The sequence below is a fragment of the Chryseobacterium soli genome (assembly GCF_000737705.1).
GTDB classification, from domain to species: domain Bacteria; phylum Bacteroidota; class Bacteroidia; order Flavobacteriales; family Weeksellaceae; genus Chryseobacterium; species Chryseobacterium soli.
On the sequence record NZ_JPRH01000007.1, the window covers coordinates 81201 to 93882 of the forward strand.

General features: G+C 36.3%; 11 protein-coding genes. 10 read left to right on the plus strand and 1 reads right to left on the minus strand.

Annotation, left to right across the window (positions count from 1 at the left end; translation table 11 throughout):
• Positions 1-987 carry a GTP 3',8-cyclase MoaA gene (gene moaA, locus IW15_RS15805; protein ID WP_034713286.1) on the minus strand — a complete coding sequence of 329 codons (987 nt, stop codon included), beginning with the start codon at positions 985-987 and terminating at the stop codon, positions 1-3.
• Between the two features lie 367 nt (positions 988-1354).
• Between moaA and IW15_RS15810 the strand changes: the two genes are divergently transcribed.
• The 10 genes from IW15_RS15810 to IW15_RS15850 all read left to right on the plus strand — a co-directional run bounded on the left by IW15_RS15810 (position 1355) and on the right by IW15_RS15850 (position 12664).
• Entirely contained in the window at positions 1355-1846 is a 492-nt protein-coding gene (locus tag IW15_RS15810; RefSeq protein WP_034713290.1) for a GNAT family N-acetyltransferase, read from the plus strand.
• A gap of 392 nt (positions 1847-2238) precedes the next feature.
• A complete protein-coding gene (locus tag IW15_RS15815; protein WP_034713293.1) occupies positions 2239-3708 on the plus strand; it encodes a hybrid sensor histidine kinase/response regulator in 1470 nt (489 codons plus the stop codon).
• 6 nt (positions 3709-3714) lie between these two features.
• A complete protein-coding gene (locus IW15_RS15820) occupies positions 3715-7326 on the plus strand; it encodes a response regulator (RefSeq protein ID WP_034713296.1) in 3612 nt (1203 codons plus the stop codon).
• A 14-nt stretch (positions 7327-7340) separates the two neighbouring features.
• Complete coding sequence (locus tag IW15_RS15825; RefSeq protein ID WP_034713299.1) at positions 7341-7706, plus strand: response regulator; 366 nt, start codon at positions 7341-7343, stop codon at positions 7704-7706.
• Positions 7707-8537, plus strand: a complete 831-nt coding sequence (locus IW15_RS15830; protein WP_034713301.1) for a CheR family methyltransferase — start codon at positions 7707-7709, stop codon at positions 8535-8537.
• A gap of 13 nt (positions 8538-8550) precedes the next feature.
• On the plus strand, positions 8551-9126 hold the full coding sequence (locus IW15_RS15835) for a chemotaxis protein CheB (protein WP_034713303.1): 576 nt from the start codon (positions 8551-8553) through the stop codon (positions 9124-9126).
• 29 nt (positions 9127-9155) lie between these two features.
• Complete coding sequence (locus IW15_RS15840; RefSeq protein WP_034713307.1) at positions 9156-9521, plus strand: response regulator; 366 nt, start codon at positions 9156-9158, stop codon at positions 9519-9521.
• A gap of 421 nt (positions 9522-9942) precedes the next feature.
• Positions 9943-10146 carry a bacteriocin-like protein gene (locus tag IW15_RS22620; RefSeq protein ID WP_131368579.1) on the plus strand — a complete coding sequence of 68 codons (204 nt, stop codon included), beginning with the start codon at positions 9943-9945 and terminating at the stop codon, positions 10144-10146.
• A gap of 57 nt (positions 10147-10203) precedes the next feature.
• Positions 10204-11037, plus strand: coding sequence for a GLPGLI family protein (locus IW15_RS15845; RefSeq protein WP_051882090.1), 834 nt, complete (start codon positions 10204-10206; stop codon positions 11035-11037).
• A 637-nt stretch (positions 11038-11674) separates the two neighbouring features.
• Positions 11675-12664, plus strand: coding sequence for an L-histidine N(alpha)-methyltransferase (locus IW15_RS15850; RefSeq protein ID WP_034713310.1), 990 nt, complete (start codon positions 11675-11677; stop codon positions 12662-12664).
• The last annotated feature ends 18 nt before the right edge of the window (positions 12665-12682 follow it).

Sequence of the window (12682 nt, forward strand, 5' to 3'; positions counted from 1 at the left end):
TTATCCTCCTATTGTAGCCATTGATTGATGAATTTGTGACTCGGTTAAACTCAGTTTTTGAGCTTCCCATCCGTCTCTGGATTTGTTTTGTATACAGTTGATAATACTGTTTTTGAGTTCTTCATCTGTTTTCCCGGAACGCATTTCATCTTTCAAATTGATGCCTGTGCCTTCGTATAAACAACTTCTGAGAACGCCGGAAGGAGTGATTCGGATCCTGTTGCAGTCTCCGCAAAATGAACGGGTGTATGCTGCAATAATTCCTATATTGCCCGTAAATCCAGGAATTCTATAGCTGTATGATGTGGAACTTTTAGGATCTGCTGTTTTTTCTATTTCAGGGAAATGTTCACGGATGTGTTTATAAATTTGAGGATAGTTCCATTTCAGGGAAATATCACCATCATTTCCATTAAAAGGCATTTCTTCGATGAAACGTACATCAATCGGAAGTTGTTGAGTGAGCAATACCAGGGGAATGATATCTTCAATATTTTGATGTTCCATTACCACAGTGTTGACTTTTACTTTGATGTCATGTTCCAATAATGCTTCCAGTGTTTTCATTACGGTATTGAAGCTTTTTCTGCGGGTAATGGTAAAGAAACGTTCTTCATCCAAAGTATCAAGACTGAGGTTGACCGATTTTACGCCAAACTCTTTGAGCTGCGGAATATACTGTTCAGTAAGAAGACCGTTGGTCGTTAAACTGAGATCAGTAATCCCTTCCAAGCGGGATAGGTTGCCAATAAGATTAATAATGTTTTTTCTTACAAAAGGTTCTCCGCCGGTTATTCTGATTTTATCGACTCCCAATTCTGCAAAAACAGAACATATTCTGAGCATTTCTTCATCAGTCATTAATTCTTTCTGTTTAATCCACGTAAGACCATTTTCCGGCATGCAGTAGGTACAGCGGAGATTGCACCGGTCTACAACGGCCAGTCTTAGGTAATTTATTGTTCTTCCGAATTTGTCTGTCAGCATTTTAAGAAAGTGTCTTATACAAATATACTGATTGTTTTTCGTGAAGTATATCATTTTATATTTGTAAGTAACAGTAACATTTTATTCAACATTTTTAATAGTTAAAATAACGCGGTAAGACAATCCAATTTTACAGTCACTAAAAGCCATTGTTAAAATAGTATAGACAAAACAATAGACTAATGTTGGAATCATGAAATGAGTACAACATATCAAAATTTGATTTTACATTTCAAAGCATGATTGCACTTTAAAATAAATCCTGCTTTTGGTTTGATAAAAACTGAATATTAATGATGAGCATTTAATTATTCCCTAAATTAGCTGATAGAAATAGGATAGTATTAATTAAGTTACCTGGCAATCTATGATTAGAAAAGCAATACCCGCTGATTTGTTTCAAATCGAAAAAGTATTAGAAGCTGTAAAGGCTGACATGCATAACAATAACATTGACCAATGGGACGCAGAATATCCCAATAAGAACATACTTAAACGAGATATTGAATCTCAGGTAGGATGGGTATTGACTGAAAATGGAGAAATAGTATCCTACATGGTTTTGAACGAGTCCTGTGATGAAGAATACAATCTTTTAAGCTGGAGGTACGCGTCACCTTTCCTTATTATCCACCGTCTGTTTGTCAGCCCGTTAGTTCAGGGAAAGGGAGTTTCCAGTACCATGATACAATATGCTGAACAGTATGCATTTGAAAACAACTATCAATCAATTCGGTTAGATGCATTCTCTCTTAATGAAACGGCCAATTTAGTCTATCTGAAAAAAAGATATGAATTTGTGGGAACAGTGATTTTTCGCAAAGGAGTATTCAATTGTTATGAAAAAGCTATACGCTAAAACCATTTACAGTAACAAGAAATTCTGTAAAGAAGCTAAAATATCAGCTGGAGCCGGACAACCCTCATTGGGACTTTGATCCATAAGCTGAAGAACCGTAATATGTATTTTTATTCTTCCATAATCTCTCTAAGAAGCAAAACCGGATAATTATCATTAATGCATAAAGTTTGCCATTAAAGATCGTATCGGTAAACATTTTAACTTATCATCATTAAATAATCATTAATTTAAATTAATTTCAATAAATAAAATAGTTACTAGTATTTTTTATTGTATTATATTCTTTTATGCTTAATAATATTGAAAAAATAACCCATTTTTTGGAATTTTGTCAGTATTTTTGATGGCTTAAGGAAGTATGAACTATTCACTAGATTATTTTATGTTTTATGATCTTAATTGTTGATGATAACCAGAACAATATTTATTCGTTAAAGAAATTATTAGAATCCAAAGATTTCCCTGTTGATACAGCTAATTCTGGTGAAGAAGCACTGGGTAAAGCATTGAAAAATAATTATGCATTGATTATTTTGGATGTTCAAATGCCTGGTATGGATGGATTTGAGGTCGCAGAAACATTTGCAGGCTATAGTAAGACGAAAGAAATACCCATTATATTTTTATCTGCGGTAAATACCGAAAAAAGATTCATCACGCGCGGATATGCATCCGGGGGGATGGATTATGTAACCAAACCGGTAGACCCGGAAATTCTTTTACTCAAAGTCAAAACATTCTACAATTTGCAGGAACAAAGTCTTGCGATGAAAAAAACTCAGCAGAGTTTAGAACTGGAAGTACAGGGGCGAAGAGAATCGCAGGTCACCATGAAATCTGAAATTGATCACTTTCATTTAATGCTGGAAGGGCTGCCACAAATAGCATTTACCTTAAACGGAGAAGGCATTGTAGATTTTGTCAATGGCAGATGGTACCAATATTCAGCTACCGATAAGGACTTTCCGGAAGCTCATCCCGATGATCTCAATATCAGGGAAGAATTTGAACGGTGCAGAAAGAAAGGCAAAGCGCTGGAATTAGAAGTCCGGATCAAAAATATAGAAACGGGTGATTACCGCTACCATTTACTAAGAATGTCTCCCGTTTACGAAGGTGATATTGTTAAAAATTGGGTAGGAACCTTTACCGATATCGACGATCAAAAGAAAGTGGAAAAAGAAAAGGATGAATTCCTGAGTATTGCCAGCCACGAGCTGAAAACACCTCTTACCAGCATTAAGGCTTATATGCAGCTGCTGGACCGTAAACTGAAGCTTGATAAAGAAAGCCCGGAAGCAAACTACGTACTAAAGGTGCAGGATCAGATCGAAAAACTGAATGTTTTAATTACCGATTTACTGGATGTTTCCAAGATAGAAAACGGTAAGCTGAAGATCAATAAAAAGCCTACCAATATTGAAAAGGTGATCGATAATGCCATTGAGACCATTCTGCAGACCCACGAAGAAAATAAAGTCAGAATACAGCATCATGCAGTAGTACCGGATCTTCTTATCCCTTTCGATGAAATCCGTATCGAACAGGTACTGATCAACTTTTTAACGAATGCAATTAAATATTCACCTGAGAATAACCAGGTCATCGTAACGACATTTGCGGATGAAGATGAAGTGAAAGTAAGCATTACCGATTTCGGAATTGGAATCCCGGATTTTAAACAGGATGCCGTATTCCGTAAATTTTACCGTGTAGAAGAATCATCACTACAATTTCAGGGTATGGGGATAGGACTCTATATCTGTTCCGAAATTATCAAACAGCATCACGGGACCATAGGTTTATCCAGTATCGTAGGTGAAGGGTCTACATTTTATTTTACCTTACCATTAAACTAATTTTTTATGCCAAAAAAAATCATAAGAAATCTACAAATTGGGGTTGGACTGTCTTTATTAATCTTAATGGCAAGTTCAGCCGCATCATATATCAGTATCCAAAGGCAGATGGAGCATAGGGAAAACCTGTCCAAAAGCCGTCGCTCGGTAACCGCAGTAAAAGATGTGTTAATCGCTCTTTTAGATGCTGAAACGGGTAACAGAGGATATCAGTTAACAGGGAAAGATAGTTTTTTAGAACCTTATAATCGCAGTTTAACAGAATGTCCTAAGGCAATTGAGCGTGCTAAAACAATAGGGATTACAGATAAAAGCCAGCTGGGCAGGATCAGTGCTTTAGAGCAAAATGTGGTCACCAGTATCAGTAATCTGAAACAGCTTGTTGAAAATAAGCGAAGAGGAGTTGTAATGACTCAGGAGCAGATGTTGCTGAGTAAAGCTTATATGGACAAATGCCGTATGCTGGTCCGGGATTTTGTAAAGTACGAAGAAAACCAGGTGGATAGAAAGAATAAAAATCTTAACAGTTCATCTGATACTACCGTTCTGTTTATCATTTTTTCTGCATTGGCAGCAATTGCTGTGACTCTGTTTTTATACATTAAGTTGCGTAAAGATCTGATCCGTAGAGATAGGCTTGAAAAAGCATTAAAGGCGAAAGATCTGGAAATTAGCAGAAGGGTAAGTGTTATTCAGCAGGTGGCCAACAGAGTAGCGAATGGTGATTACAGCCAGAGAGCCGAAGACAACTCGCAGGATGATCTTGGAGATCTGGTAGATTCTCTTAACCATATGACCGATTCTCTGAAAAAATCTTTCGATAAAATCAATAAAAGCGACTGGCATCAGAAAGGTCTTGCCTTGTTAAATGAAACTTTGGTGGGAAACAGATCCGTAAAGGACGTTACGAACGATTCTCTATATCAAATCATTGAATATGCAAATTGCAGCAATGGAGCCATTTATTTGTTAGATGATGGAAAATTAAAACTGGAGTCTGCTTTCGGTCTGGAAAATACCATGAAAAAATTCTTCGAACCGGGAGAAGGAATGGTAGGACAAACCTTTATCAAAGGAAAGGCAAAGGTATACAATGACCTTAACGAAAATGATTTTGCGATTACTTTTGCAAGCAGCAGAGTGAAAGTTAACGGAATTCTATTGGTTCCGATTATTTTGGACGGGCAAAGCATCGGCGTGCTGGAAGTAAGTGCTGCAGATAATTTTGACGAGGATAAAATTAATTACTTCACAGAAGGCTGCCGAAATATTGCTATTGCGTTGAATGCCGCAAGAGGCCGTGAAAAAGAACAGCGCCTATTAGAAGAAACACAGGCTCAGTCTGAAGAACTTCAGGTACAGCATTCTGAACTTGAAAATCTGAATACAGAATTAGAAGCACAAACCCAAAAACTGCAGGCTTCAGAAGAAGAACTCAAAGTACAGCAGGAAGAGCTGATGCAGACCAATGCGGAACTGGAAGAGCGCTCGAAATTATTAGAAGAGAAAAATCATCTAATTGCGGAACGAAATATAGAAATCCAGAAAAAAGCAGAAGAACTGGCATTAAGTACCAAGTACAAATCTGAGTTTTTGGCGAATATGTCACACGAATTGCGTACTCCGCTGAACTCGATCCTTCTTCTTTCCCGTTTAATGGCTGAAAACCCTGACGAGAACCTAAACGAAGACCAGATAGAATCAGCGAAAGTAATTCAAAGTTCCGGAAGCAGTCTGTTAACGTTGATTGATGAAATATTAGATCTTGCTAAAATAGAATCAGGGAAAATGACCCTGGAATATCAAAATGTTGTGATTGAGGATGTTGTAAAAGATCTTCAGAATTTATTCAATCCTCTGGTGAAAGAAAAAGGAATTCAGTTTGATATTCAGATAGAAGAGCAGGTGGGAAAAAGCATTGAAACAGACCCACTACGACTAAACCAGGTATTGCTCAACCTGATGTCAAACGCATTGAAATTTACAACCGAAGGAAGCATTGCCCTTACGATTAAAAAAGACCCTAAGAATAAAGATTTTATTATTTTTAGTGTAAAAGATACAGGAATCGGAATTGCAGAAGATAAACAGAAAATCATTTTTGAAGCATTCCAGCAGGCAGACGGATCTACCCGACGAAAATTCGGGGGAACAGGATTAGGACTGTCCATCAGCCGTGAAATTGCCAAACTATTAGGCGGAGAATTATTGCTGGAAAGTAAGGTTGATGAAGGAAGTGAGTTTAGCCTGATCATTCCGGTTGACGGGAAATTAGAGCCTGTTCATATCCAGCAGGACCAGGAATTGGTGGAAATTATCCGCGAAGATGTAGAAGAAATTAAAAACATCATCGATTATCCGAACACTGAAGCTTCACTTTCTGTCAATGCATTAGAAATACCGGAAGATGTAGCAGATGACCGCGATAATATACAGGATGGGGATAAAGTTATTTTAATTGTAGAAGACGATACCAATTTTGCTAAAGCATTATTAAAATACGCCCACAGACAGGATTATAAAGGAGTAGTGGTCGTGAGAGGAGATTATGCTTTATCTGCTGCGCTGCAATATCATCCGCTGGCCATTTTACTCGATGTTCAGTTACCGGTAAAAGACGGCTGGCAGGTAATGGACGCATTAAAATCCAATGCTCAGACCAAACATATTCCCGTGCATATGATGTCATCACTGCATGTAAAAGAAGAAAGTCTGATGAAAGGAGCTATTGATTTCATCAACAAACCGGTAGCTTTGGAACAGATGACTGATGTCTTCAGGAAAATTGAAGAAGCCCTTCGCAGATCCCCTCAAAAGGTTCTGATTGTAGAGGAAAATTCTAAACACGCCAGTGCTTTATCCTATTTCTTAAGCAACTTCAATATTTCATTAGCAGTAGAAAATAATGTAGAAGACAGTGTAAAAGCATTGACTTCCAACGATGTGGATTGCGTAATTTTAGAAGTGGGAGCTTCCAAAGGACATGGCTATCAGATTGTAGAATCCATTAAAAGCTATGAAGGATTAGAAAACCTTCCGATTATCATCTTTACCGAAAATAATTTATCCCAGGCAGAAGAGCTTAAAATCAAGCAGTATGCAGATTCGATTGTCGTAAAAACAGCGCATTCTTATCAGCGTATCCTGGATGAAGTAGGATTATTTTTACATTTGGTGGAGGAAAAGAACAGCTCGATAGAAACCATTAAAAATAAAACATTAGGATCATTAACTGAAGTCTTGAGTGGAAAGAAAATACTCATCACCGATGACGATGTCCGAAATATATTTTCACTCACCAAAGCACTTGAAAAATACAAAGTAGAAGTCGTATTGGCCATGGACGGAAAACAGGCATTGGAGCAGATCAAAGCCCATCCGGATATTGATGTTATTTTAATGGATATGATGATGCCGGAAATGGATGGTTATGAAACCATACAGGAAATAAGAAAAAAACCGATGTTTGCCAAATTGCCGATTATTGCCGTAACCGCAAAATCCATGATTGGCGACCGCCAGAAATGCATTACAGCCGGAGCTTCAGATTATATCTCGAAGCCTGTAGATCTTGATCAGCTGTTATCATTGCTGCGTGTTTGGTTATATGAAAGTTAAACAGATCAATTCTGATGAATAAGAAAATTTTGATTGTGGACGATGATCCACGTAATATATTTGCACTGAAATTAACCCTGAAAGCCCGGGGTTATAAGATGGAAAGCTGTACAATGGCTCAGGAAGCCATTAAGATTTTACAGGAAGATCCCCAGATTGGAGTTGTGCTGATGGATATGATGATGCCCGAAATGGATGGCTATGAAGCAATCCGTATCATTCGCAATACACCGGAAATCAGTCATGTATCGATTATTTCAGTGACGGCGCAGGCAATGCCGGAAGACCGTCAGAAATGCCTGGACGCAGGAGCACAGGATTATGTGAAAAAACCGATTGATGTAGATCAGTTGATAACTGCTATCCAAAAATTATCCTAGATGCTGGAGCCGAGTATTGTAAAAGACGAAGAGGTAGAATGCCTGATAAAAGACGTTTACAGACTGTATGGGTATGATTTTTCCCTGTACAGTAGAGCTTCCTTTAAAAGAAGGGTCAACCGTATCTGTCTGATTGATAAATTCACCAGCTTTGCAGAGCTGCGGTACACTATACTCAATGACCCGGAATACCTGAAACATTTTGTGGAAGAAATCACAGTGAATGTAACGGAAATGTTTCGTGATCCTTATTTTTTCAAAGTATTACGCGAGAAAATATTACCGCAATTAGGGACCTATCCGCTCATCAGGATTTGGGTAGCCGGATGTTCTACAGGAGAAGAAGCCTATTCCATGGCCATCTTACTGAAAGAAGCCAATTTGTACCACAAATCACTGATCTACGGGACAGATATCAATCCCTCCGTTCTGGAAACAGCAAGAGCAGGGGTTTTTCCGTTGCAGCAGATGAAATTGTATTCAGAAAACTATATGCTTTCAGGTGGCAAACAGGATTTTTCAGATTATTACACCGCCAATTATGACAGTGTAAGGTTTGACAAAAGCCTGCAGGAAAAACTGATCTTATCTACCCATAATCTGGTTTCAGACAGTTCTTTTAACAGCTTTCAGCTGATTATCTGCAGAAACGTATTGATTTATTTTGATAAAGAACTGCAGGAGCGCGTATTCAATCTTTTTGACGCAAGTTTGGAAAACTTAGGCTATCTGGCTTTAGGTTCCAAAGAAACTTTGAGATTTTCTAATTTAGGGAAATTTTATCATCAGATTGAAGATCAGAAAATATGGAAAAAAGCAGATCATAGTTAATTATTAATAAAGAATGGAAACGAAGAATACCGAATTGGTCATAATAGGAGGGTCTGCAGGAAGTCTGCAGGTCATTTTGGATATGACCAGAAAACTCAATAAAGAGATCGGTTTTCCTATTCTGCTGGTGATGCACCGGAAGGCACATTCGGTAAGTATTTTACCTACGCTGTTACAGCAGTTCTCATCCATGGAGGTCATTGAAGCTGAAGACAAAACAGAAATTCAGAAAAATAAGATCTATATAGTCCCCGCTGATTATCATGTCTTATTTGAAGATAAAAAAATTATCTCTCTGGACAGTTCAGAAAAAGTAAACTATTCCCGGCCCTCCATTGATGTCACCTTCAAATCAGCAGCAGAGATATATGGAGAAAGCCTTGTCGGTATCCTGTTGTCAGGAGCCAACGCTGATGGTGTGGAAGGTTTGGAATACATTAAAAAAAATAACGGAAGAGTCTGGATCCAGGATCCGGAGACAGCAGAAGTCAGTTATATGCCAAAACATGCCGTAGCAGCAGGCATCCACGATCTTATCATTATGTCCGATGAGTTGGCAGCACACATTAATCAGTTACAAACAATATAATATACCTAAAGATTTAAAAATAGCCTGATATGAGCAAGAAGAAAATTTTAATTTTTGACGATGACAAAGTTATTCTGGAAGTAATAACGATCATTTTTGAAGAGGGTGGTTACGAAGTGGAAATCTCAGAAACATCACACGATATTATACAGAAAGTTTCTCAGTTTCAGCCGGATGTTATTCTGATGGACAACTGGATTCCTAATATTGGTGGGGTAGAAGCTACAAAGCTGTTGAAAAGTAATGAAGAATTTAAGAAAATTCCGGTGATCTACATTACGGCCAATAGCGATATCACTGCATTGGCGGAAAGTGCTCAGGCAGATGATTATATTGCAAAACCATTCAATCTGGATGATCTGGAAGAAAAGGTAGCGAAATACATGAAAGATTAAATTGTACAGTAAAAAAATCTGGTGATCTATTTTTTTGAATACATAAAAAAAGGTCAGTTATTCCTTACGATCCTTGCTGGAAACAGCAAGGATTTTTCTATTGTATGAGGTTAACCATAAGGATATTGTGTAACACATTAATAATTTTATCTCATGGATGAAATAGAAGAGTTAAGAACCTGCAGCAAGGATTAACTCAAGCTGAAATTGCAAATCAGTTAAAAAAAAGTGCTATTAACCCAAATAGTCAAAGTTCAGTTGAAAAGAAATTAAATCAAATTAAAGAAAAATATAAAGCAAAAACGTTATTTCAACTTGCTTGTATTCTACACAATAACAAAGTTTTAGTAAATACGGATTCCCGTAGTGGAGAATAAAATTTTATATATATATTTATCCAGAATTCAAAAACAGAATTATTATGAAAAATTTAAAAAAACTATCTAGATCTCAACTTAAAAATTTAAGTGGTGGTGAAATTATTAATGGAGGACCAAGAGCTGGTTTAGAAGGGCAGGGAGGGAATTATAAATGCTGCTCAAACAATAGTGATGCGTGTAGCGCTTGTGTCCATATTAATAGTAATCCTGTTTGTAGTACAGGATCATATGCGGTAGCATGCTAAAAAATTAACACTAACACCCTAGAATTTTTTTTAGGGTGTTTTTAATAGAAAGTAAATATGAAATTTTTGAAATGTCTAATACTTGGAATCTTTTGTTCTTTTTCTATTATTTATGGTCAAAACTATCGTTTTACCTATAATTATAGATCAATACCAGATACTCTCAATAAAAATAATATAATAAATGAAGATATGATTCTAGAGGTTAGAGACAATAAATCTGTTTTTCTAAGTCAAAAAAAAATCATTTCTGATTCTGTAATGATTGCTGATGCTAAAAAAGGGATTATGACCATGCCAGACCCTAGTATTCAGACTAAATATATTGTTACAAAAGAATATTCAGATGTAAAGACAAGATTAATTACAGAAGAATTTTCCACTTCTTATAAATTTGTAATAGTTGATGAAAGACCTTTAAATTGGAAAATTCTCCCTGAAAAAAAGATGATTGGGGAGTATCAATGTCAAAAAGCAGTACTAGATTTTGCAGGTAGACAATGGACGGCTTGGTTTACTGAGGAAATACCATTTAGTGATGGTCCATATAAATTTAGAGGCTTACCGGGATTAATTGTTCAAATTGGAGATTCAAAAGAGTATCATGTTTTCCAATTAAAAGGAGTACAAAAGAATAATAACAACCCATATGAAAGTAAGGTAGATAAAGGAACAAATACTAAAAATCTTAGTTTTAGCGATTTTGTTAAATTTTATAAGGAGTATAGAAAAGATCCTGTAAAAGAATTTAAACAAAATGCCATGAGTGGTAAAATATATTATGAATCTGAAGAAAAAAGAATTGAACATATGATGTTAGTGGAAAAGCTAAATAAAGAAAGAATAAAAAAAGACAATAATATAATTGAACTTGATCTATTAAAAAAATAAAATTAAAGCACCTTAGTAGGTGCTTTAATTTTAAAATCCATCTTTTAATTTTTCAAATTCGTTTTTAACAAACTCCTCCATTTCTTCAATTGCTTTATCCCTTTCATGTTTCGTTAAAAACATTGCATGCTCTATTTCTCTGGAAAGCATTGTTGGATTAACCTAATTAACTTAAAAAATAAATCTTTGCCAGGAGCTCTATAAAGAACATAGTAACTTGTATCCGATATGTCGTAAAAAAGTTTAAGTTTTTTCATAACAAAACAATATTTCAGGCAAAAACATTATTCTTTTTGCTTGAAAGTTTAATTCATTGCTTGAAAAACTTTTGAAAAACTCCAGCAAGGATATTTTATTTCTATAATATCACGTCCGATTATTTTATTAATAATTACTATCCGGAACAGAAGGTAATTAACAGTAAAAAAATATTGGAAATACAGAGGGTTTATTTTTATATTTGTTGATAATCAGTGTTTTATATTATATTTAGCACGGCCGTAAAGCACAAGCAGGGGTTCAGGAATAAAACGTATATTTATCTTAATGAGAATGTAGCGGTATACTTTTATCAAAGTAATGAAGGGGATGGCAAGATTGTAGTAGTACTTACCAAACCATATGAAAATCGCAAAAAATGAATTTGAAACGAAATATAAATTCTCAAATAGAAAATAGCAGTCCTAGCGTTACCAACTTCCGTCTGGATATACTGGAAGGTTTAACACGAGATCCTAAGCGACTGTCTTCAAAGTACTTTTATGATAAGAAAGGCGACCATCTGTTTCAGAAAATTATGGCAATGCCCGAATATTATCTCACCCAGTGCGAGCTGGATATATTCAAAAATAAAACAGCCGAAATTGCCAGTCTTATCACGATAGATGATGAACCTTTTGATCTGATCGAGCTTGGAGCAGGCGATGCCATGAAGTCCTCCTATCTGCTGAAATACCTCGTTGAAAATGGAATAGACTATACCTATATGCCGATTGATATTTCAGGAAATATTTTATCAATTCTGGATCAGAAATTAAAAAAGGAAATACCCGGTTTAGACATTGTCTGCTTAGAAGGTGAGTATTTTGACATGCTTGATAAAGCAGCAGCACTTTCTTCCAGAAGAAAAGTAGTCCTTTTTTTAGGAGGCAATATCGGCAATATGGAAGTACGGGAAGCCCATGATTTCTGTACGCACCTGAACCGCAGTCTCACTTCCGGAGACCGTGTACTGGTAGGTTTTGATCTGAAGAAAAATCCCCATACCATTTTAGATGCTTATAATGATACAACCGGGATCACTGCAGATTTTAATCTTAATCTTCTGACCCGTATCAACCGTGAACTGGAAGCAGATTTTGATCTGAAAAGTTTTCAGCATTACCAAACCTATGATCCGGTGAGCGGAGCCTGCAGAAGCTATCTGGTAAGCCTTACAGACCAGCAGGTAACCATTGATGATACGACCATAACATTCAGGGAAAACGAACTTATTGATATGGAAGTTTCCCAGAAATTTTCCGAATCAGATATAGAAGAACTGGCAGAAAGGTCAGGCTTTACCATTGCAGGAGAAATAAAAGACTCTAAAAAATGGTTCATAGATTCCGTATGGAAAGTACAGTAAACAATTAAATATAAAAAG